Origin of the sequence: Staphylococcus sp. HMSC069E10, assembly GCF_001809205.1 — a bacterium.
Taxonomy (GTDB): domain Bacteria; phylum Bacillota; class Bacilli; order Staphylococcales; family Staphylococcaceae; genus Staphylococcus; species Staphylococcus hominis.
On sequence record NZ_KV796495.1, the window covers coordinates 1 to 23,007 of the forward strand.

The following is a 23,007-nucleotide window of genomic DNA, read 5'->3' on the forward strand; positions in this document are numbered from 1 at the left end:
ATATTGTCATTCAGTTTTCAATGTTCATTTCTTCAACACAAGAATTAATTATACTCGCTATCGATATGAAAGTCAACAACTTTTTTAAATTAATTTTTTTGTGTGTTTAATGTTCGTTGATTTGTTTCGCTCAACAAATAAATACTATACAGGGTTTCTCCCAAATGTACAATGGTAAAAATTACACTACAAAGAGCGAAAGATAGAGACTAACCCACAAAACACGAACATTATATAAAATAATTTGTTAATAGTTAATATTAAAGTTGTTTTCTTTCAGTTTATAACTTTTTTTACATTACTTTTATCTCATAAAACAAACTTTTAAAAATTTACATTTTTTAAAATAATTTTAAAAAAAGCTATTTACAGTGTGATTTAGTATTGTTGAAGGCGGAATATCCTCGCTATTCAATACTCATCTACTATAAATAGCACATAAAAATTTACATTTCGGTTCTACCAGCAATTGCTTTAGAAAGCGTTACTTCATCAGCATACTCTAAATCGCCACCAACTGATAATCCTTGTGCAAGACGTGTTACTTTTATTCCAATAGGTTTTACAAGTCTTGAAATATACATGGCGGTCGATTCACCTTCTAAGTTTGGATTCATAGCTAATATAAGTTCTTTAACTTCTTCATCTTTTAATCTATCAATAAGTGTGGGTATATTGATATCTTCAGGTCCTATACCATCCATTGGAGAGATAGATCCATGTAATACATGATAAAGGCCTTTATACTCTCTCATTTTTTCCATTGCAATAACATCTTTATCATCTTCAACCACACAAATAATTGAACGATCCCTTTGTTTATCTTCACAAATGTAACACGGATCTTTTTCAGTAATATGACCGCAAATACTACAATAGGTAAGTTCTCGCTTAACATCTACTAAGGCTTTAGCAAATTTTACGACATCGTCTTCTTTCATGTCTAATGTATAAAAAGCCAGACGTTGAGCCGTCTTGGGACCAATGCCTGGCAGTTTCATAAAACTATCTATAAGTTTTGAAATCGGTTCAGGATAATGCATACTTAACCTACATTCCTGGAATATTTAAGCCTTGAGTATGTTTACCTAATCGTTCTTGCGTTAAATTATCTGCTTTATTCATTGCTTCATTTGTTGCAGCTAAAACTAAATCTTGTAACATTTCGATATCATCTGGATCTACTGCTTCTTCTTTAATTTCTACATCTACAACTTCTTTATGACCAGTTACAGTTACGGCAACCATACCGCCACCAGCTGTTCCTACAATACGTTCGTCTTTAAGTTTTTCTTGTTCTTGTGCCATTTTCTTTTGCATTTTTTGCATTTGCTTCATCATTTGTTGCATATTTCCGCCACCGCGCATCATTCATTTCCTCCTTAAATTTTCACATTAATTTTATTATAATTTATATTTCATTATACATACGTTTATATTTATTGTCATGTATGACTCATTCAACTTACCTTATAAACAAACTGATATATTTTATTATTCATCTATAATATTCACAGTATCTTCACCAAATAAATCTCTCGCTTTTTGAGCAATATCAGACGTTTCCTCTTTAGTATTATCTTTTGTACTTTCAGAAGAATGATGATCATTTTGTTTTCTATGATTAATATACTCGCTTCTCACTCTCATCCATTGATCTGAAGGGACACCTACTACTTCAACGTTTTTATCAATGATATTACAAACGACGTTTTCAATGTTTTTCCTTTTTTCTTCATCTTTATTAACAATTTCACAATGTATTTCTTCATCAAATTGAATTAATACACGTTTTCTACTTGCTGCTACTGGAATTGAGTTTTGCAATAAGCTGACTAAAGATTTTTTATCATTACTTTTAGCATAATCAATTACTTCTTGCCAATGTTCTTTAAGTAGTTGAATATCTTCTTTATTTGCTTCATCTAACACTTTAGCTATCTGCGTCATAGAAAATGCCGCTTTACTTTGACGTTTATTTCTAGAATGTGTGTTTGTTTGTGTGTGCTTTTTATTACTCTGTGAAATACCTTGTGCTTTTAAAGTTTTTAACTCATTTTCAAGTTGTTCCATTCTTTGTAATAACACTTCATTATTAGGTTCTGTAGCAACAGGCGTTGTTGCTACATTTTCTACTTTCGTAGGATTTGTTTTCACCATTTCAGCTAATTTAACTAATAACACTTCAAAGTGTACATTCTGATTCACACTAAATCTAATAGAAACGAGCGTATCATTTATAATATCTATCATATGATATAACGTTTCTAAATCAAATTGAGTTAAGGCATCGTAACTTGTTTGTTCATTGATTGTTTTATTCATAATCGTATCTCTTACGAAATAAATCATATCATTAATAAGTCTATTTACTTCTTTACCTTCAGATACAAAGTGATGATAACGAGAAAATGCTTCTTTTACATTTCCATTAACGATATCGTTAAATAATTCATTAAGCGATGCTTCATCTACACTACCCGTTACGTCTAATACATCTTGTAAGGTAAGATGCTCATCTCCAAAAGCAATTGCTTGGTCCATAATGCTTAATGCATCACGCATACCACCTTCTGATGCTTTAGCAATAAATTCTAATGCCGCTTCCTCATAATCTAGTGATTGTTCTTGTGCAACAAAACGTAATCGTTCGACAATTTGTTCGGTACTAATCGCTTTAAAATCAAAACGTTGTGCACGTGAAATAATCGTAGGTGGTATTTTATGCGGTTCTGTTGTTGCTAAAATAAAAATAGCGTGTGCTGGAGGTTCTTCTAATGTTTTTAATAAAGCATTAAAAGCACCTGTTGTAAGCATATGAACTTCATCTATAATATAAACCTTATATTTTGATTCACTAGGTGCGTATTTAACTTTATCTCTAATATTTCTAATTTCATCAACACCGTTATTACTAGCAGCATCAATTTCAATAACGTCACCATTTGTTCCTTGTGTAATGCCTTTACATACTGCACACTCATTACAAGGTTCACCATCATGGGGATTTAAACAGTTAATAGCTTTAGCAAACACTTTAGCTATACTTGTTTTACCAGTTCCTCTTGGGCCACTAAAAATATATGCATGAGATTGCTTTCCTTTTGAAATAGCATTTCTCAATGTTTTAGTGACATGTTCTTGACCTACAACATCATTAAAACTTTGAGGTCTAAACATTCGATATAAAGCTTGATAATTCACAGTCGCACCTCCAATACAATTACTTATCAATTATATCATGCAATATCTTTGATATATTAATTTTTTATACTTCTATGATATTGGTTGTAGTTTCCCATGTGGATATTCACTTAATTGATCCCACAAGAATTTCACATAAAGAGACTTATCATCATTTTTCGATATAATATGATGTTGTGCCGCTGATGCATAACCTAACGCTGTAAAATACTCAGGACAATCATCTACAATAATAGCAGTATAATGATGAGCTTTCGCACGCTCTTCTACAGCTTGCACTAAAGCTTTTCCTATACCTTGGTTTCGATAAGATGTTGCTACAATCAAAGAAGATAATTGTAATACTTTAAATGTATCTTCATTATCAATGAGATTCACTTCATTTAGCATGATGTGCCCTATAATGTCCCCATCTTCTTTTTTCGCAATAACTTCTAATTTATAATTATATGTAGGTTGTTTTCTTAAATTAGAAATTATTTTACTATGTGATTTACCATCTAAACCTTTGTTATTAGTATAATGTTTTTCAAGTTTTTCTAAAGTCTCGATATAATCCATTTCAGTTAAAGTACTTAAATAAACTTGCATAACTTCCCCCTATAATTAACATGTTCCTAATCATATTTCTATTAAATAAATTGAGTAAATGTATCAATGTATACATCCATAACCCTCATTATAAAAATAATTTAGGGTGTTTGTTTTTCTCAACATGCCTATTTTGAATATCTGTATATAAGTATGATGTTTATAGTTGTTCGATGACAACTTATTTAAATGATTTAAGAATCTTTATCTGTATTCTAAGTTCTTCTATAGTTTATATAAAAAAGGAGTGACTTTAAATTAAAGTCACTCGTAAAGTATATCTATTTATAGAAATGATTAATTTTAAATTAAATAACCGTGCACCTTCGAATCGAGTGTACATCATAAACGTTACCGAAGTCGATAGCTAAATCTCGGCTACCCTACGGCACATATGAGTGTCCACTTAATGCTGCTTCCGTCAGGACCTGACATGATTCATGGGTTCATATTGCATAGGACCGAAATCTTCAAACACCTCGTGCTTCGGGCAGACTTCACAAAAGTACACCCTCAACGAAGGATTTAAGTCTCGCATAAAGCGGATTTCGAGTACAGGGAACCGCTACCTCCCCACCTAGCACGGTAAGTTTTATAATACTATAAAACGTATTAACGTTGCAAGTAAAATAGTATATTTATTTATAAATCATTCAAGTTAAAAACCAATTCAAAAATATTACTATTTATTTTGTCGACGAGAAAATTCATTAAACTTAAACTCTGTCGCTAGATGCTTTGAAACATTATATTGAAATCGCGTCGTATCTTTAAGAAAAACGGTACTTCTTACTGTCGCTGTATATGGATGGTGCACTTTACCAAACACTTGATATTCAAAATCCTTAAATGGTTCAAATGTAATTGATTTATTAGAATAGCTAATATCTAAATGAAGTTCTTTTTCTAAATAATCATAAATAGACTTTCTAGCTATTTCATTAGATATTTTAGGAACTAATGATGTTAGAAAATAATCTTCATCTAATATTTTAACTTTTCCATTTACACTTCTACTTCTTACTACATGACATAATAAGTCGTTATTTCTTAGACCCAATTGTTCTTTCACTAAAGGAACATCAGACGCCTTTATTATTTCATTTACAAGGACATATGTTTCATGATTTAAGTTTAACTTTTCTTTAACTTCTTTAAAGCTAATTAAATCTGAAAAAGGAAATTCAGTGATATCTTGTTGAATAACAATCGATCCTTTTCCTTTAATTTTTTGAATCATCCCATCATTTGCAAGTAATTCAAGTGCTTTTCTTACCGTTTCTCGAGATGAGTGATATGTTTCTACAAGTTCACGTTCTGACGGTAGTTGTTCACCGTATAAGTATATTCCCTCAGAAATATCTTTTTTTAACTTTTCATAAATTACTGCAAATTTTTGTTGAACCATTTTTATTTTTTCACCCTATCACTTAATATGACTTACTAATTACTATCGCACCATATGATGAAATCTTATTATCAAAAATTGTACCACTCTGAATAATAATATCTCCTACTATATCAAGATCATCTGGAATCCTAACAGCTTCATTTGAAAAGTTAGCAATAATTAACCAAGAATCATTTTTATAGTTGCGACGATAAATAAACAATTGTGGATGATCCATATACAATGGTTCAATATCTCCATAAGTAATAATATCATGATGATGACGTAACTTAATAAGTTGACGATATACATGTAAAACTGAATCTTTATTACTTATAGCATCTTCAACATTAATCGTATCTATATTCTTAGGTAAATCTATCCATGGCGTACCAGATGTAAATCCTGCATTTTCATTTTGATTCCATTGTATAGGAGTACGCGAATTATCACGCGATTTTTGGGATAAAATGGTCAAAATTTCTTCTTCTGGTATCCCTTCTTCTTTTAGATGTGTATACGCATTAAGAGATTCTACATCTCTATATTTTTGTATTGATGTATAATGAGGGTCAGTCATGCCAATTTCTTCACCTTGATAAATATAGGGTGTCCCTTGTAACATATGCAACACAATAGCTAACATTTTTGCGCTTGCTTGACGATTCAATTCATTTGTGTCATCGCCAAATCGTGATACTACTCTTGGTTGGTCATGATTACACCAAAAAATAGCATTCCATCCACCACCATTATGGATACCTACTTGCCATTCCATTAAAATTTTCTTCAATTTAAGAAAATCATATTTTTCATTTGTCCACTTTTCACCATCTTTATAATCCACTTTTAAATGATGAAAATTAAATACACTATTCAATTCTTGACGCTCAGGACGTGTATATTTAATACAATTGTCAATCGTTGTTGAAGACATCTCACCTACTGTCATCATATTTCTATTTCCAAAAGTATGACGGTTGAGTTCATGTAAATATTGGTGAACGCGGGGGCCATCAGTGTAAAATTCTTTTCCGATGGCTTCTGAATTTTTAAATTCATCTTTAGAAATAAGGTTTATTACATCAAAACGGAAACCATCAACGCCAAATTGAATCCAATAATTTACCATTTCATAAAGTGCTTGTCTTACTTTTTCATTATCCCAATTCAAATCAGCTTGTGTCACATCAAATAAGTGTAGATAGTATTCATCAGATTTCTCATCATATTCCCAAGCATTTCCACCAAATTTAGATTGCCAATTTGTTGGTGGTCCATCTGCTGATGATTTGAAAAAATAAAAATCTCGATAAGGATTATCTTTTGAATGAATTGCTTCCTTAAACCAATGATGTTCCGTAGAAGTATGATTAATTACAATGTCTAGCATAACTTTTAAGTCTCGACGATGTGCTTCATAAATCAATTTTTTAAAATCATCTAATGTTCCAAACTCTTCATTAATTTTAAAATAATCGCTGATATCGTAACCATTATCATTCATTGGAGATTCATAAATAGGTGTAAGCCAAATATAGTCCACGCCTAAATACTTTATGTAATCTAATTTTTCAATAATACCATTCAAATCTCCTTTGCCGTCTCCAGTCGTATCATTAAAAGATTTAGGGTAAATTTGATACACTACTGATTTTCGCCAATCGTTTTGAATCATATTAATACCACCTTTATCTAAAAATATATTTTTCAAAATAATTAATTATTCACATCTTATAATGAAAGTTCATAACCCTCATTTTATATCATTGGGATTTTCTACCATTTCTTTAGCTTTAATTTTAGTGAATTTAGAAAAAATCACCGTTAATACTGCTGGCAAAATCATTGCTAATAGGATAACAAGTATATAAATATACCAATATTTACTTTGGATTGAAATAAAAGCTGGAACGCCTCCTACCCCTACATTACCAAGTACTCGATTTGCTCCAATGACTGCTCCTAAAACACCCGATGTACAAATAGCAGCAAAAAACGGTACTTTTAAAGGTAAATTCACTCCAAACATAGCTGGTTCAGTGACACCTAAGAAAGCAGAAACGCCAGATGTTAATGCTAATCCTTCTTCTTTTGCCATTTTTCGACGTTTATAAATTAACCATGCACCAAATGCAGCTGATCCTTGACAAATATTAGAAATGGCTACAATTGGCCATAAATAAGTTCCCTTTAAAGAACTGCCCATCAATTGAAAATCCACTGCTAAGAACATATGGTGTAACCCAGTAATAACAAGTGGTGCATAGAAGAAACCATAAATTGCGCCACCTAACCAACCCGCATGTTCAAAAATAAATTGTATAGCACCTGTAATCGCTGTTCCGATACCTAATGCTATAGGCCCAATAATAATAAATGATAGGAATCCTGTAATTAATAATGCTACAGGCCCTACTACAAGCATCTTAATTGAATCATGCACGACTTTATTAAGTGCTTTTTCAATTAAAGAAAGTACATAAGCCGCAATAAGTACCGGAAGGACTTGCCCTTGGTAGTTTAATTGTTTAATTTCTAAACCAAATAAATTCCATGTAGGAATATGACCCTTAGCTATATCATATTGTGAAACGAGTTGAGGATGCATTAATATCAATCCCAACACTAATCCTAAAATTGGACTACCTCCAAAGACTTTCATACTACTCCAACCAATTAAAGCTGGTAAAAAGATAAATGCTGTACTAGCTATGACGTTAATAATATTAGAAATATCACCTAATTGATGATGTTGTTCCACTAAGGCCTTAGGACCAAATAAATTTTCCATAGTTAAAAGATTATTAATCCCCATAAGTAAACCAGCTGTTACTAGTGCTGGCAAAATTGGAATAAAAATATCTCCTAATAATTTTACTAATCGTTGTAATGGATTGCCTTTTTTTGCAGCGGCAGTTTTTGCTTCATCTTTAGATGCAGTTTCTACACCGGTTTCATTTACAAACTGTTTATACACTTCATCTACTGTACCAGGACCAATAACAATTTGATATTGATTGTCAGCTTTAAATTGGCCTTTAACAAGCGTATTATTAGATAAAGCTTCCTTATCTACTTTATTATCATCTTTCAAAACTAATCGTAATCGCGTTACACAATGAGTAGCAGTATCTACGTTTTCTTTTCCACCTATTGCTTGAACAATATCTTGTACATCTTTTCTTTTTACGCCCACGATGTCCACTCCTTTGTTTCTAACTTAAACAAAGTATAACTTGTCTAGACAAGTTATGTAAAGGCTTTCATTAAATGATTTGATTTTTTAAAAATTTAGTACATAAAAATAAGCACTCAGTAAGTTACTGAGTGCTTATCTTCTTTATATTGATTAGTCTTGGATTTTAATGATAATGGCGGAGGAAGAGGGATTCGAACCCCCGCGGCCCGTTAAGGCCCTGTCGGTTTTCAAGACCGATCCCTTCAGCCGGACTTGGGTATTCCTCCACTGAACACAATAACCATCATATAATATTATTCATTGGAAGTCAATATTTTTATGTTATTATGCTAAAACTTTTTGTTTGAGATATTGATCTACTGATTTAGCTACAGCTCGTCCTTCTTTAATTGCCCACACGACTAAACTTTGTCCACGACGTGCATCTCCTGCAGCAAATACTTTTTCTTGATTTGTACGATAATCCTGCTCATTTGCTACAATTTTATTTTGTTTAGTTTTAATATCAAATGATCGTGGTACTGTTGTTTCAGTTCCTTCAAATCCGATTGATAATAATACTAAATCTGCTGGCCAGTGTCTTTCTGTACCATCAACCACTACCATACCTTCAGGTGTTTCTTCTAAAATTTGGGTATAAACACCGCGAATATTACCCATCGTATCTACATCATATCGCATAGTTTGAACGCCATATGCACGAGGCTCTCTTCCAAATCGTGCTTCATATTCTTTATGAGCATAATCCATTTTAAATACAGGTAATGCTAAAGGCCAAGACGTGTTACTTTCAAATGTAATTTCTTCTGGTGCTTTTGTATACTTGTTAAACTGTACAATAGATTTACAATTTTCGCGTAAAGCAGTTGCTACGCAGTCTGCTCCAGTATCCCCTGCTCCTATAACAATTACATTTTTATCTTTAGCCGTAATTGAAGCTTCTTCAATCTCACCATTTAGAACTTGCATTTGCTCGGTAAGGTAATCCATAGCAAAATGAATACCTTGTCCCATTCTACCTTCTAAAGGCAAGTCACGTGCTTTTTGAGCACCAGTACATAATATAATCGCATCAAATTGTTCTTCTAATTCATCACGTGTTATATCTACACCGATATTAGTATTTGTCTTGAAAGTAATACCTGCCTCACGCATGATTTCAATTCTACGTCGAACCACAGTTTTGTCTAACTTCATATTTGGAATACCATACATTAATAAACCACCTGGCTCAGCTGCTCTTTCAAAGACAGTAACTTGATAGCCTAAATGATTTAATTCTTCCGCAGCTGCTAATCCCGCAGGACCGCTTCCAACAATTGCCACGCTCTGATTTTTGTGTTCTTTTGGATATTTTGGTTTTACCCATCCATTGTCATAAGCTTCATCAATAATCGTGCGTTCGATACCTTTAATTGCTACAGAATCACGATTAATTTTCATAACACATGATTGCTCGCATGGTGCAGGACAAATACGTCCTGTAAATTCAGGAAAATTATTCGTCTCACTTAGACGTTCGTATGCTTCTTTAAAGTCTTGATGATAAACTAAATCATTCCATTCAGGTATATAATTTCCTATTGGACAACCAATTGTTTCTCGTCCGAAAGGAAGTCCAGTTTGACAAAATGGCGTTCCACAATCCATACATCTTGCCCCTTGAATAGAGGCTTCTTCTCTAGAAAATCGTTGTTGGAACGCTTCGTGTCCTTCTAAACGTTCAATGAGTGACAATTCTGCTAATGATTGTTTCTCATATTTCATAAACCCTTTAAACTCACCCATAACTTTTCCTTCCTTTCTTTAATAAATCACAGCTGGTTGCAAGTCTTTTTCAATCGATGTGCGATGATCATAAAATGCAGCTAATTTTGCTTCGTTATCTTCTGATAAATGACGATGTTGTAACTCGATTTTTTGCATCATTAATTCATAATCTTTTGGAATTACTTTTATGACATGTTCAGTGACATTCTCAAATTGATTTAAGATATCTTTAGCTTTTGTACTTTCTGTATAACGATAATGTTCTTCTAACATTGATTTAAGTAACTGCTTTTCTTCATCATGTTGCACGCGTTTAAATGCTAATGTTGGAAGTTGGTTCGCTTTTTTAAATGCTTCGATATCACTTGGGAAGATATAACATACTCCACCACTCATACCTTGGCCAAAGTTTTTGCCAACATCACCAAGTATAACAACATGTCCACCTGTCATATATTCCAAACCATGATCTCCAATTCCTTCAACAACTACATCAACACCACTATTACGAATACAGAAACGTTCTCCAGCACTACCATTAATATAGGCTTTACCACTAGAGGCTCCATAGAAGCATACATTACCTGCAATAATTTCATTTTCACGAGCATGCTTTGGTGCTTTCACAACAACTGTTCCACCAGATAACCCTTTTCCTACATAGTCATTAGCATCTCCAGTATGATGTATTAATAGTCCTTTAGGAGCAAATGCACCTAAACTTTGCCCAGCATGGCCCATCGTTTCTGCAATAATCGTTTCTTCAGGTAAACCTTTACTACCATATTGCTTCGTAATATAACTACCCGTAATTACACCAACATTTCGTTGAGTATTATTAATTGTATATTGTCCTTTAAATGTTTCACCATTTTCAATACTTTGTTTTGCCTCTTTATATAAATAATTTAAATCGAACCCAATATCTAAATGATGATTTTGAGCTATTTCTTTTGTGTTCGGTCCATCAACTGCATGAAGTAATTTCTCAATATCAAGTGATGCAGCTTTAGATTTAGGATTAATATGACGAGAACGTTGTAATAAGTCAGTACGTCCTACTAGTTCTTCGACTGTTTTCAAGCCAAGTTCCGCGAGAACTTCTCTTAATTCTTCAGCGACGAAATACATAAAATTGACAACATGATCCGCTTTACCTCTATAAAGCGCACGTAAATCTCTATTTTGCGTTGCTATTCCTACTGGACAAGTATCATTATGACACACTCTCATCATAATACATCCGAGAACAACAAGAGGTGCAGTTGCAAAACCAAATTCTTCTGCTCCTAATGCACACGCTAATGCTACATCTCTACCTGTTAATAACTTACCGTCTGTTTCTAAACGTACACGGCTACGTAAATCATTTAACTTTAATGTTTGATGTGTTTCTGCTAAACCAAGCTCCCATGGTAATCCGGCATGTTGAATACTTGTTTTAGGAGATGCACCCGTACCACCGTCATAACCACTGACTACAATTTTATCTGCAAATGCTTTAGCTACCCCTGAAGCGATCGTTCCTATACCTGTTTTAGATACAAGTTTAACAGCAATATCAGCATCTTTATTTGCATTTTTCAAATCGTGAATCAATTGCGCTAAATCTTCAATTGAATAAATATCATGGTGTGGTGGTGGAGAAATAAGCCCAATACCTGGTGTAGATCCACGTGTTTCAGCAATCCATGGATATACTTTAGTGCCAGGAAGTTGTCCACCTTCACCAGGTTTTGCACCCTGAGCTACTTTAATTTGTAATTCTTTAGCGTGTTGTAAATACTCACTAGTTACACCAAATCGTCCTGATGCAACTTGTTTAATCGCACTTGATAAATAACTGCCATCTTCTTGAATGACATATCGTTTAGGATTTTCTCCTCCTTCACCGCTATTGCTTTTTCCTCCTAATTTATTCATCGCTTTTGCTAAAGTTTGATGTGCTTCCTCAGAAATAGAACCATAGCTCATAGCACCTGTGTTAAAACGTTTTACAATCGATTCTACAGATTCTACTTGCTCAATAGGAATTGATGATTGAGATTTAAATTCTAGTAAATCACGTAAATGGTCGTGTCTATTTTCATGCACAGCATTAGTAAATGTTTTAAATTGCTCGTAATCATTTTCACGACAGGCATGTTGTAATAAATGAATCGTGGTTGGATTAAATACATGATGTTGTCCTTGTTGACGCCATTGGAAGTTACTACCAGAAGCTAGATATTCTTCTTCATTACTTTGACGTTTTCTATTTTCTTCATCAATTTGTTCAATACTTAATCCTGATAATTTAGATTGTGTTCCTGTAAAGTAAGTGTCAATCACATTTTGAGATAAGCCTACTGCTTCAAATATTTGTGCGCCTTGATAACTTTGAACGGTAGAAATACCCATTTTAGCCATAACTTTAATAACGCCTTCTGATAAAACATTTGTATATGTTTCAACATTTTCAGAAATCGAACCTTCAAGATGATGACTATCAGTTAAATGAGCAATCGTTTGTTGTGCTAAGTAGGGAACGACTGCATTAGCACCATATCCAAGTAAACAAGCAACATGATGCACTTCACGTGTTTCACCTGATAAAGCAACAATACTTGTACTCATACGTAAATCTTCTTTAATAAGTAATTGATGAATATGACTTACAGCTAATAACATCGGCATAGCATAATGCAACGATTGAGTTGTATTGATAAGTGCGCTATCATCTAACACTAAAATTGTGTAACCTTCTTTTGTAGCTTGAATCGCTTCTTCTCCTATATGATTTAAAGCTTCTTCGAGTGAAATGTCTTGATACAGGGTCGATAAATGTTTCACGTTAAACTTACTTTGTTCAATTTTATCTAATTGATTTAATGTAAGAACCGGTTTAGTAAGCTGTATACGATTTAAGACATTCGGTTCTGGATGAAGTAAATTTCCTTCACTACCTAGATAAGATAACTCACTTGTTACAATCTTTTCACGATAAGCATCGATAGGTGGATTCGTTACTTGAGCAAACAGTTGTTTAAAATAGTTAAATAATGATTCTGGTCGTTCATTTAGTACTGCGAGCGGCGCATCATACCCCATGGCACCAATAGGATCTTTTTTTCCTATCAAAAGATCTGTCATATATTTATGAATATCTTCCTTAGTGTAGCCAAACTGCTTTTGTACTTTAAACAGTGTTGCTTCATCTAATAATTGACGTTGATATTGAACTTCGTCTAATTCTAAATCAATCTTGTATTGATCAATCCAATCTTTATAAGGATATTTATGTGCAATATGAGTTTTAAGTTCGTTATTTTCGATGACTTTATTAGAGTTAAAATCAACGAGCAATAATTTCCCAGGATTCAATTGTCCTTTAAAAGCAACGTTTTCTTCTGGAACATCAATCACACCCACTTCAGATGAGAAAACAATAAAATTATCTTTAGTGATTGTATAGCGTCCTGGTCGTAATCCATTTCGATCCGTTAATGCGCCAATTTTATCGCCATTACAGAATGAAATCATTGTTGGGCCATCCCAAGGTTCCATTAAATAGCTATAAAATTCATAAAATGCACGTACATGTTCATCATTGGATTTATTATATAACCATGGCTCTGGTATAAGTAACATCGCCGCTTCTTCAGGCTCCATTGCTAAACTTAAAAACTCCAACGCGTTATCTACAATAGCTGAGTCGCTTCCGTCTTCATCAACAATATTTTGAATTTTTTCACTTTCATTACCAAATAAAGTATTAATAAGTTGACGTTGACGAGCACGCATCCAGTTAACATTACCTTTAATCGTATTAATTTCTCCGTTATGCATAAGAAGTCGGTTAGGATGTGCACGTTTCCAACTAGGGAATGTATTCGTACTAAATCTAGAATGAACAAGTCCTAATTTTGATTGATAATCCTCATTGTTTAAGTCTAGGTATAACGTCTTGATTTGATCTGAACGTAACCAACCTTTATAGACAATCGTTTTATGAGATAAACTTGTAAAATATAAATCTAAATGTTCGCGTTCTGCATATTGTTCAATTTGTTTACGTGCTAAATAAAGCTGTTTAACAGGCGTTTCATGTTGGTTTAAATCTACAAACACTTGTTGTACATAAGGCATTGTAGAAGCAACATGTTCTGCTAATGCTTGTGTATCTACAGGTACATCTCTATAACCAATTACTTTCAATCCTTCATCGTTAAAGTATTGGTTAAATACAGTTTCATGCTGTGTACCTGAAACTTTTTGATTAGAGAAAAAAAGACCTATCGCATATTCACCTTCATTAGGTAAGTCGAAATGAGTATGTTTTTTAAAAAATTCGAAGGGAATTTCTGTCATAATTCCTGCGCCATCACCAGTAATACCATCAGCTCCAATACCGCCTCGATGGTCTAATCTACGCAACATTTCTAATGACTTTTCAATAATATCGTGAGATCTTAAATTATCCATATTGGCATAAAAACCGATTCCACATGCATCATGTTCCTCACGGTAATCATATAATCCTCTTTTTAGTCTATCTTTAAACACGATGCCCACTCCTTTTGAGAATTTTCAGAAAATTTACTGTTAATAACAATTAATATAATGTAAAATATTTATCTGAACAATATATTAAATAGATGATATCATTCTAATAATTAGAATATTTACGATATACTTAGATTAAGGAGGTAAAATATGGAAATTAAACAATTACGATACTTTGTTGAAGTGGCTCGCCGTGAACATATTTCTGAGGCTGCATTGGAACTTAATATTGCTCAATCTGCAATTAGTCGCCAAATCAATTTACTTGAAAAAGAATTACAAGTCCCATTATTTGATAGACAAGGTCGCAATATATATCTTACTTCGCACGGTAAAGCGTTACTAACACAAGCAACTCACATACTAGAACAACTTGATGAAACAGTTGCACTTTTTCAACAAGAACAACTTAAAAACGCTCATCATATCAATTTAGGTTTTGAAGAAAGTTATGCTTCTCATATGATTACACCTATTATTCAAACGTTTGAAAGAGAATATGATAGTCACATTATACCTAGTTTAATGAATCATACTCAGATAGTAGACTATTTAAATTCAGGAAAAATTGATATAGCTATTGTTGAGAATACACCTGAACTACAAGCAAACTCAACTCTTTCAATTACGTCTTTATATGAAGAAACATATCATTTATACGTACCTAAAGACGATGCTATTGCCTTATCATTTAATCCGCCCTTAACACAACTTAAACAATTTGAAAAAAATCCTTTATATACACTTCACGATTTTCCTGATTCTATTAAAAAACGATTAGAATCTGTAATTAAAGTACCTATATATACACTAGGTACAAAGTCTCTTGGTCAGTATCTATTAAAACAACGTCGTGGCCATCTACTCTTACCTGATTATATATCGTTGGATCATTCATCTGAACAATTAGAGGATATCTCTTTATCACATACAGAATTAAAACGTTCATTTTGTGTGGTATTTAAAAAAGACAATAAAAAAGTAGATATCTTTAATCTATTTCATCTCATTCAAACATTGCTAAATAAAGTTTCAACATATCACTAGGTCTTGTAACGAACACTAACACATAACATGTGATTGAATATCATTTTGAACACGCATATATTTACTTTATTGCAATAAAGGGGTAAATTATATAATTAAAAAGAGGTTTAGGTTTAATGAATATAAAGACACTTCATGTTTCTAAAATTAAAAACACTCATCGTCTAATTATTATTGTTACTTTCATAATGATTGGATTATTTATTTTTACATTTTTTAATGCTTCATTTTATCAAATACCTATTGGTAAAATCACAAATATCGAAACAAGTCATGGTCAAAAAGTCACAGACGAGCATCATAATACTGACACAAAATATAATCAACGATTAACTATACGCATTCTAAACGGTAAGTATAAAAACGAGATCACAACTGTTAATAATCATTTTGTAACATCTCAAGCAGATTCAGAGCAATTTGCTAAAAACGAAAAAGTATTATTACATATACAAAAAGGTCCATCTGACGCTACCATTCTAGAAAAAAAACGCGATGGCCTTACTGTGGCGATTGTAGGCATATTTATCGTGACACTTTTAATTGTAGGCAAAAATGTAGGGTTACAATCAATTCTATCTCTACTATTTAACACTGCGTTTATTATTGTTTCCATAGGCATTCATAATACTTTTTCAGGTACAAATTTATTTTTATTAATGAGTATAGCCATTATTTTATCAACTATTCTTACATTAGTATTAGTAACTGGGTGGCAAAAACGAACTTGGGTTACGATAGTTGCTACTTTATCTGGAACGTTTTTATGTGTAGGGATTACTGAATTATTAATTCAGTTTACAGGTGGTAATGGCATCAAATATGAAACAATGAGTTTTTTAACGCTACCTCCAAAAGATGTCTTTATGTCTTCTGTTCTTATAGGAACATTAGGAGCGGTGATGGATGTAGCCATTACAATTTCTAGTGGAATGTACGAAATTCTCCAGCGTACGCCTCACATTTCAATGGCTCGTTGGGTTTTAGCTGGACGTCATATTGGCCAAGATATTATGGGTACCATGACCAATATCTTATTATTTTCATATTTATCAGGTAGTCTAGCTATGGTATTAATTTACTTAAAAAATGCGAATACATTTACTTACACTATATCTATGAACTGGTCTCTAGAAATTACACGTGCACTGACTGGTGGTATCGGTATTGTATTGACCATTCCTATAACCATAGGACTTATGGTCACTATATTTAAGTGGAAAGGAGTAAGCCGATGACTACAATTTTTTTACTCGCACTATTACTTTTTATTTTAATGATTTTGCTTGGCGGTAAAAAAGGACTCATCTCCTATCTCACTTTATTTTTAAATTTTATTATTCTTATTATTAGTATTGTTTTCATTCTGTTTGGCATGCCAATCTATCTTGTAGCCTTTATCTTTTGTCTTGTAATTGCTGCTTGTAACCTCTTTATTTTAAATAGTTACAATATTAAAACACAAGCCGCATTTATCGGAACTATAGTAACAACCGTCCTTCTTATCATAGGCGTCTATTTATCTGTAAAATTTGGTCATCTACAAGGTTTTGCTACAGAACAACAAGATGAAACCTATATATTTTCAATGAATATTGATATAAATATGCTACAATTCTCTGTTTTTACTATTATGTTGGCTGTCATCGCTGCTGTAATAGATTTAACGATTACAATAAGTTCACCAATGTATGAGTTGAATGAAACCAATCCTAATCTTTCTCGTAAAGAATTATTTCAATCTGGTATGCGTGTGGGCAGAGAAATTCTTGCTACTTCCGCTAATACAATTTATTTAGCTTATTTTGGTGGACAATTAACATTATTCTTTTGGTTTTTTCAACTTCATTATTCATTTGGGCATATTTTAAATTCTAAAATTTTTGCTCAAGAGTTTATCTCAATCTTATTAGGTGGCATTGCAGTCGCGTTAAGTATTCCTATCACGGCTTGGGTTAGTGCTCGGTTGATTAAATATCATCAACTTAAACAAACAGATCACCACATTACTACTTCATCCTTAAACGAAGATATAAAATAGTAAAGACCAAACAGTGGCATTTAATGATTGAAAGCATCAAATGTCACTGTTTTATTTATTCAATACTTATGTTGAAAATGTTTCAATCCACTTAATTACAGCTGGTGCGATATATTGTGTATCAAATTTATTGAACCAACGAATATCAGTAACTTCATTATCAATTTGAACTTCATTCCAATTAATACTTCGATTAACCTTAAATCCATTTAATTCGGTCAAAGTATTTGGTTGAGGATAGGCTTCACCAATCACTTTTCCAATATATGTAAAATCATCTTGAGAAAAATGAAGTTGTAGTTCTTCTTCAATTTCTCTTTGAATAGCTTCTAAGAGCGTTTCACCTTCATCAATTTTCCCACCAGGAAAATAATATTTTTCTCTGTGACGCACTTGTACCAGTAAAATTTGGTCCTCTGTTTCTTCCACTAAACATACACATTTAATCATTCTATTCATCCTTATTAAAATATTCTCACTTCAAAAAAATAATTTAATTTAGTATGATATTAACATACATTAAAACAAACATTGGGACAAATTCTTAATGAGTGGTATAACATTCAGATTTGTTTTTTATTTTTATGGAGGTCTTGTATGATGGCAAAACAATCAAAACTTTCACGCTTATCTAGTTTAGTAAGTACAGCAGGATTTATTGTGGATGGATATAATGGACTTAAATATAGTGCAAAAAATAAAAATTTAGTTTATCTATCACTAGCACTTAGCACAGCGGGTACTGTGTTCGATTTTATAGTTTCTATGAGATCACCACGTAAATTCCGTAAATTCACATCATTTATCTCATTTATTGTTAATGTGACACGCTTAGCTTCAAGCTTTAGAAAAGTGAAAGAAGATTATCATTTCGAATAAAAAAACGAGCCTAAGACATAATGAATTGTCTTAGGCATTTTTAATATATTGGCAGTCGATGACTGAAGTAAAAATACGCTTGTATCAAGCTTTTTTCAATTCTAGTCCCGGATTCCCAACATAAAGACTTTCAATAAGAAAGTCTATGTCCAACGCAAATTAGGGATACGTTGCCAAGGTAGGACGACGGATTCAAAATGAATTCTGTCCCATTTCCTTCATTTTTTTACTAATGAATAAATTTATATTGTCTAACTTGATAGGCTGGAATTGTACGATATGTTAAAATTCCTGGACCTGCACTAAAGTTCATTTCAGATACTAAAATACTTCCATTACTATTGACGCGTTCTACAAATGCAACATGACCATAGTAGCCAGCATCTGATTGAGCAATTGATCCTACAGTAGGATGATAATCAATTCTATAGCCATCTCTTTCAGCTGCATTATCCCAGTTATTTGCATTCCACCAATATGTACTAATACCTTTACCGATTTGAGCACGACGATTAAAGACATGCCATGTACATTGACCCCAATCATATAAATTTCTATGATTAAAAATCGGTGTATGATAATAATAATTTGATGATGAACTTGTACTATTTGTATTACTACTTGATGATGCTGTGCCGCTTACGCGTAATGTTTGACCTGGGTAAATAAAGAAATTATTTAACCCATTTAAACGCATAATATTTTGATATGTCGTATTATATTTCCAAGCGATGCCCGATAATGAATCACCGTAACGCACAGTATAGTAGCTTGAAGAACTAGATGAATTTGAGCTACTTTGTGTGTGGCTACTTGAACGTGCTGTCCCTGAAACTTTTAATGTTTGACCTGGAAAAATTAAAAAGCTATGAAGTCCATTTAATTCCATAATATGGCGGTACGTTGTACCATAGCGACTAGCAATTGATGATAAACTATCTCCACTTTTTACTGTATATGTACTGCTTGAGTTATTACTATAAGAATGGGATGAACTAGAGCCTGAAACAGTTAATACTTGATTTGGAAAAATAAGATTTGATGTCAAACCATTTAATGATTTTAATTTAGCTATTGTTATACCATAGCGATTTGAAATAGACCATAATGATTCTCCACTTTTTACGGTGTGAGTTGTTGCTGCTTCTGCTTGATGTGCAAATATTGTACTAAATGCCCCAGTTCCAATAATTGCTGTTGCAAGAACTTTTTTATTCATAAATAAGCGCCTCCTTAATTTTATGCTTATCTTTGACATGTCCTCATGACAATTGTTGTATTAACGCTTAGTTTTATTACGTTAATTCTAGTGCTTTAACTTTAATTTTTTCTACTCAAGTAGTCTACTTATATAAATTAATATATTTCATCATAATATTCCATTTCAATTTGATTACATAATGATGAAATTTTAGTACGATACTTATAAATTTAAAACTTTATAAAAATCAATTTCTTTAGTCTAATTATTGCATAACGCAAATAAGGATTTTTTTAATGTGATTATATTTAATCAAAAATTTATGATACTATTGAAAATGATATAAAAAAAGAGCGAGACAGAATTCATGTTTGAATTAGCTGTCCCACTCCAAGAGTCGAAAAAAGCTTGATATATGTGTATTTTTAATTCATTAACCTACGATACATGCTAAACGACTAAACAACGATTGATATTCTACAATTTTTAACTTACTATTTTAAGCTATCTTCAATGTCTTTAATTTCTTTTTGAGATAAATCGACTGCTTTTTCGCCATCTTTAGTGTCTTTTTTCAATGCTTCTTGTGCTTCTTTACTATGATATAGATCTACAATTTTTTTGTATGTTTTATTATCTTTATCTTTTGAGTTAACGGCAATTAAATTAATGTATGGTTTAACTGCATCTGAAGTAGAACTTTCTAAATAAATTGGATCTTTCTTAGCATCTAAGCCTGCTTTCGTTGCTACACCATTGTTGATAACTGAAATATCAACATCATCTAATGCACGTGCAGTTTGTTGAGCATCTACTTCTTTAATTTTTAAATGTTTAGGGTTATCTTTAATATCTTTTGTTGTACCACTTAAACCAAAGTTATCTTTTAATTTAATAAGTCCTGCTGATTCTAATAATTTTAAAGCACGCGCTTGGTTAGAAACATCATTTGGAATCATCACTTGCGCGCCATCTTTAACATCTTTAATATCTTTTACTTTTTTAGAATAGATGCCTAAAGGTGCTAATACGGTTGTACTAATTGCTTCAATTTTTGCATCTTTATGTGCTTTTTTATATTCATTTAAGAAAGCAAAGTGTTGGAATGCATTCATATCGATATCTCCATCACTTAATGCTTTATTAGGTACGTTATAATCTGAAAAGTGCTTAATTTCTAAATCAATATCATCTTTTTTTGCTAATTCTTTTACTTTTTCCCAAGCAGCAGTATCATTTGATGCTACGCCAACTGTTACTTTCTTACTATTTCCTCCGCCTGAACATGCCGCAAGGACAATAATAGATGCTAATAATAAACCGATTATTCTCTTCATTAAAAACTGCCTCCCAATATTAAAATAATTTATTTAAATAACTAATTTCTGCGAATTATTCTAGAAATAAAGTTACCTAATGACTGAATAATTTGTACGATAATAACTAGAACGACAACTGTAATAATAATGACCAATGTATCAAAGCGTTGGTAACCATAAACAAGCGCTAAATCTCCAATACCACCGCCACCTACAGCACCGGCCATAGCTGTACTACCAATTAAACCAATAATCGCTGTAGTAATAGCTAGTACAAGTGAACCTAATGCTTCAGGCAATAAAAAATGACGAATAATTTGAAGTGGTGATGCTCCCATAGCTTTTGCTGCTTCAATAATGCCATCATCTACTTCTAAAAGTGAATTTTCTACTAAACGCGCAATATATGGTGCTACATATACTGTAAGTGGAACAATTGCAGCTGTCGTACCGATTGACGTACCTGCAACTAATTTAGTAAAAGGTACAATTGCGATTAATAAAATGATGAATGGAATAGATCTTAAAATATTAATAATTGGATTAAGAATTTGGTGAATAACGACATTAGGCCAGATTCCATGTTTTCGAGTGACTACAAGTAAAATACCTAATGGGATACCAATCAATGCACCAATAATTAATGATACTGTTACCATATAAAGTGTTTCATACAATGCTTGCATTAATTGAGATGACTCTATGCTTGAACCAAACATTTAACGCACCTCCTCATAATGAATATGTCGCTCATTAAAATATGATTCTACCGTGTCACGACTAAATTGTGCATCGTGTTCAAAGCGTAACCATAAATAACAAATCGTTTCATCTTGAATATCTGACATAGACGAGAATAGAATATTTACATTAAAACCATATTGGTTTATTAACTCGTTCATTAATGGATAATCAATTTGCTTTTTATCTAAGAAAAGTCTGTAATCTGTATAATGATTATCTGCTCTTTCAAATGAGGCACGTAATGCTTTAGAAGGCTCTGTACTAATAACTGTTGATACAAAATTTTGTGCTGTTTTCGTTTTCGGATGACTAAACACATCTTTTACTGTACCAATTTCTACAACTTCCCCGTGTTCCATTACAGCTACACGATTACAGATTTTTTGAATCACGCTCATTTCGTGAGTAATCATCATAATCGTAACCCCAAATGTTTCATTCACATTTTTAAGTAATTGAAGAATAGAACTTGTTGTCGCAGGGTCTAATGCACTTGTCGCTTCATCGCACAATAATATTTTAGGATTTGTTACAAGTGCTCTTGCAATTGCAACACGTTGTTTTTGTCCTCCGGAAAGCTCATCTGGAAATTGATTTTTCTTATCTGCAAGTCCCACAAACTCTAGCATTTCTTCAACTTTCTCTTTAATCTCAGAATTACTTTTGTGACTCAGTATCAATGGCATTGCTACATTTTTAAAAACGGTTTTAGAATTTAAAAGATTAAAATGTTGGAAAATCATTCCTATATCTTTTTTTACGTTGCGAAGTTCTTTTTCACTATATGTATTAATATCATGTCCATCTACAATAACATGGCCCTCTGTAGCTTGTTCTAATTGGTTAACTAAACGTACTAGTGTACTTTTACCAGCACCACTATAACCAATCACACCAAACACATCACGCGCATCAATTTTAAAAGAAACATCTTTTAAAGCGTGGATGGTTTCTCGTTTCTTTCGAAATACTTTATTTACACCCTGAAATTCAATCACTATGTTCACCCTTATCTAATTCTGATTAAATTCGTATGATATGAAGTATAGGCAAAAGTTAAGGATGCGTCAATAT

Annotated in this window: 18 protein-coding genes, 1 tRNA gene and 1 other RNA gene; 4 read left to right on the forward strand and 16 right to left on the reverse strand. The window is 32.4% G+C overall.

What is annotated here, in order from left to right:
• Window positions 1-446: 446 nt before the first annotated feature.
• The 11 genes from recR to gltB form a co-directional block, all read right to left on the reverse strand.
• Complete coding sequence (recR, locus tag HMPREF2561_RS09305) at window positions 447-1,043, reverse strand: recombination mediator RecR (protein WP_002447967.1); 597 nt, start codon at window positions 1,041-1,043, stop codon at window positions 447-449.
• A gap of 7 nt (window positions 1,044-1,050) precedes the next feature.
• Window positions 1,051-1,368, reverse strand: a complete 318-nt coding sequence (locus HMPREF2561_RS09310; protein ID WP_002447964.1) for a YbaB/EbfC family nucleoid-associated protein — start codon at window positions 1,366-1,368, stop codon at window positions 1,051-1,053.
• A 126-nt stretch (window positions 1,369-1,494) separates the two neighbouring features.
• Window positions 1,495-3,204, reverse strand: a complete 1,710-nt coding sequence (gene dnaX / locus HMPREF2561_RS09315; RefSeq protein WP_017175207.1) for a DNA polymerase III subunit gamma/tau — start codon at window positions 3,202-3,204, stop codon at window positions 1,495-1,497.
• Between the two features lie 72 nt (window positions 3,205-3,276).
• Complete coding sequence (locus HMPREF2561_RS09320; protein ID WP_049415045.1) at window positions 3,277-3,795, reverse strand: GNAT family N-acetyltransferase; 519 nt, start codon at window positions 3,793-3,795, stop codon at window positions 3,277-3,279.
• Window positions 3,796-4,111: 316 nt separating this feature from the next.
• Window positions 4,112-4,381: signal recognition particle sRNA large type (ffs, locus tag HMPREF2561_RS09325), an RNA gene on the reverse strand.
• 96 nt (window positions 4,382-4,477) lie between these two features.
• Window positions 4,478-5,203, reverse strand: coding sequence for a trehalose operon repressor (gene treR, locus HMPREF2561_RS09330; protein ID WP_017175205.1), 726 nt, complete (start codon window positions 5,201-5,203; stop codon window positions 4,478-4,480).
• A 22-nt stretch (window positions 5,204-5,225) separates the two neighbouring features.
• Window positions 5,226-6,863, reverse strand: coding sequence for an alpha,alpha-phosphotrehalase (gene treC, locus HMPREF2561_RS09335; protein WP_017175204.1), 1,638 nt, complete (start codon window positions 6,861-6,863; stop codon window positions 5,226-5,228).
• Between the two features lie 78 nt (window positions 6,864-6,941).
• On the reverse strand, window positions 6,942-8,384 hold the full coding sequence (treP, locus tag HMPREF2561_RS09340) for a PTS system trehalose-specific EIIBC component (RefSeq protein ID WP_017175203.1): 1,443 nt from the start codon (window positions 8,382-8,384) through the stop codon (window positions 6,942-6,944).
• A 176-nt stretch (window positions 8,385-8,560) separates the two neighbouring features.
• Window positions 8,561-8,653, reverse strand: a tRNA-Ser gene (locus HMPREF2561_RS09345).
• A gap of 58 nt (window positions 8,654-8,711) precedes the next feature.
• A complete protein-coding gene (locus tag HMPREF2561_RS09350; protein WP_049382436.1) occupies window positions 8,712-10,175 on the reverse strand; it encodes a glutamate synthase subunit beta in 1,464 nt (487 codons plus the stop codon).
• A gap of 18 nt (window positions 10,176-10,193) precedes the next feature.
• Window positions 10,194-14,702 (reverse strand): glutamate synthase large subunit, encoded by a 4,509-nt coding sequence (gene gltB, locus HMPREF2561_RS09355; RefSeq protein WP_070468712.1) that lies wholly within the window; start codon window positions 14,700-14,702, stop codon window positions 10,194-10,196.
• A 150-nt stretch (window positions 14,703-14,852) separates the two neighbouring features.
• On the opposite strand from gltB, the gene gltC reads away from it, so the two are divergent.
• From gltC to HMPREF2561_RS09370, 3 genes are all read left to right on the forward strand, one after another.
• Complete coding sequence (gene gltC / locus HMPREF2561_RS09360) at window positions 14,853-15,749, forward strand: glutamate biosynthesis transcriptional regulator GltC (RefSeq protein ID WP_017175200.1); 897 nt, start codon at window positions 14,853-14,855, stop codon at window positions 15,747-15,749.
• A gap of 116 nt (window positions 15,750-15,865) precedes the next feature.
• On the forward strand, window positions 15,866-16,987 hold the full coding sequence (locus tag HMPREF2561_RS09365; protein WP_069723793.1) for a YibE/F family protein: 1,122 nt from the start codon (window positions 15,866-15,868) through the stop codon (window positions 16,985-16,987).
• Entirely contained in the window at window positions 16,984-17,790 is an 807-nt protein-coding gene (locus tag HMPREF2561_RS09370) for a YibE/F family protein (protein ID WP_061544603.1), read from the forward strand. The genes HMPREF2561_RS09365 and HMPREF2561_RS09370 overlap by 4 nt, the downstream gene beginning before the upstream one ends.
• 66 nt (window positions 17,791-17,856) lie before the next feature.
• Here HMPREF2561_RS09370 and HMPREF2561_RS09375 read toward each other — a convergent pair whose 3' ends face one another.
• The gene (locus tag HMPREF2561_RS09375; RefSeq protein ID WP_017175197.1) at window positions 17,857-18,240 is read right to left on the reverse strand and encodes an NUDIX hydrolase; all 384 of its coding nucleotides are present in this window, start codon (window positions 18,238-18,240) and stop codon (window positions 17,857-17,859) included.
• Window positions 18,241-18,390: 150 nt separating this feature from the next.
• On the opposite strand from HMPREF2561_RS09375, the gene HMPREF2561_RS09380 reads away from it, so the two are divergent.
• Window positions 18,391-18,669 carry a hypothetical protein gene (locus HMPREF2561_RS09380; protein WP_048762529.1) on the forward strand — a complete coding sequence of 93 codons (279 nt, stop codon included), beginning with the start codon at window positions 18,391-18,393 and terminating at the stop codon, window positions 18,667-18,669.
• 229 nt (window positions 18,670-18,898) lie between these two features.
• On the opposite strand, the gene HMPREF2561_RS09385 is transcribed toward HMPREF2561_RS09380, so the two are convergent.
• The 4 genes from HMPREF2561_RS09385 to HMPREF2561_RS09400 form a co-directional block, all read right to left on the reverse strand.
• Window positions 18,899-19,888 carry a LysM peptidoglycan-binding domain-containing protein gene (locus HMPREF2561_RS09385; protein ID WP_017175195.1) on the reverse strand — a complete coding sequence of 330 codons (990 nt, stop codon included), beginning with the start codon at window positions 19,886-19,888 and terminating at the stop codon, window positions 18,899-18,901.
• Between the two features lie 476 nt (window positions 19,889-20,364).
• On the reverse strand, window positions 20,365-21,207 hold the full coding sequence (gmpC, locus tag HMPREF2561_RS09390) for a dipeptide ABC transporter glycylmethionine-binding lipoprotein (protein ID WP_002448016.1): 843 nt from the start codon (window positions 21,205-21,207) through the stop codon (window positions 20,365-20,367).
• Between the two features lie 41 nt (window positions 21,208-21,248).
• Window positions 21,249-21,908 carry a methionine ABC transporter permease gene (locus HMPREF2561_RS09395; RefSeq protein WP_017175194.1) on the reverse strand — a complete coding sequence of 220 codons (660 nt, stop codon included), beginning with the start codon at window positions 21,906-21,908 and terminating at the stop codon, window positions 21,249-21,251.
• On the reverse strand, window positions 21,909-22,931 hold the full coding sequence (locus HMPREF2561_RS09400; protein ID WP_002447973.1) for a methionine ABC transporter ATP-binding protein: 1,023 nt from the start codon (window positions 22,929-22,931) through the stop codon (window positions 21,909-21,911).
• Between the last annotated feature and the right edge of the window lie 76 nt (window positions 22,932-23,007).

What these genes read in the sequence shown, in the direction of transcription:
- recR (WP_002447967.1), bottom strand. Translation starts at nt 1,043, where the DNA reads ATGCATTATCCTGAACCGATTTCAAAACTTATAGATAGTTTTATGAAA.
- HMPREF2561_RS09310 (WP_002447964.1), bottom strand. Translation starts at nt 1,368, where the DNA reads ATGCGCGGTGGCGGAAATATGCAACAAATGATGAAGCAAATGCAAAAA.
- HMPREF2561_RS09320 (WP_049415045.1), bottom strand. Translation starts at nt 3,795, where the DNA reads ATGCAAGTTTATTTAAGTACTTTAACTGAAATGGATTATATCGAGACT.
- treR (WP_017175205.1), bottom strand. Translation starts at nt 5,203, where the DNA reads ATGGTTCAACAAAAATTTGCAGTAATTTATGAAAAGTTAAAAAAAGAT.
- treC (WP_017175204.1), bottom strand. Translation starts at nt 6,863, where the DNA reads ATGATTCAAAACGATTGGCGAAAATCAGTAGTGTATCAAATTTACCCT.
- HMPREF2561_RS09350 (WP_049382436.1), bottom strand. Translation starts at nt 10,175, where the DNA reads ATGGGTGAGTTTAAAGGGTTTATGAAATATGAGAAACAATCATTAGCA.
- gltC (WP_017175200.1), top strand. Translation starts at nt 14,853, where the DNA reads ATGGAAATTAAACAATTACGATACTTTGTTGAAGTGGCTCGCCGTGAA.
- HMPREF2561_RS09365 (WP_069723793.1), top strand. Translation starts at nt 15,866, where the DNA reads ATGAATATAAAGACACTTCATGTTTCTAAAATTAAAAACACTCATCGT.
- HMPREF2561_RS09370 (WP_061544603.1), top strand. Translation starts at nt 16,984, where the DNA reads ATGACTACAATTTTTTTACTCGCACTATTACTTTTTATTTTAATGATT.
- HMPREF2561_RS09375 (WP_017175197.1), bottom strand. Translation starts at nt 18,240, where the DNA reads ATGATTAAATGTGTATGTTTAGTGGAAGAAACAGAGGACCAAATTTTA.
- HMPREF2561_RS09380 (WP_048762529.1), top strand. Translation starts at nt 18,391, where the DNA reads ATGGCAAAACAATCAAAACTTTCACGCTTATCTAGTTTAGTAAGTACA.
- HMPREF2561_RS09385 (WP_017175195.1), bottom strand. Translation starts at nt 19,888, where the DNA reads ATGAATAAAAAAGTTCTTGCAACAGCAATTATTGGAACTGGGGCATTT.
- gmpC (WP_002448016.1), bottom strand. Translation starts at nt 21,207, where the DNA reads ATGAAGAGAATAATCGGTTTATTATTAGCATCTATTATTGTCCTTGCG.
- HMPREF2561_RS09395 (WP_017175194.1), bottom strand. Translation starts at nt 21,908, where the DNA reads ATGTTTGGTTCAAGCATAGAGTCATCTCAATTAATGCAAGCATTGTAT.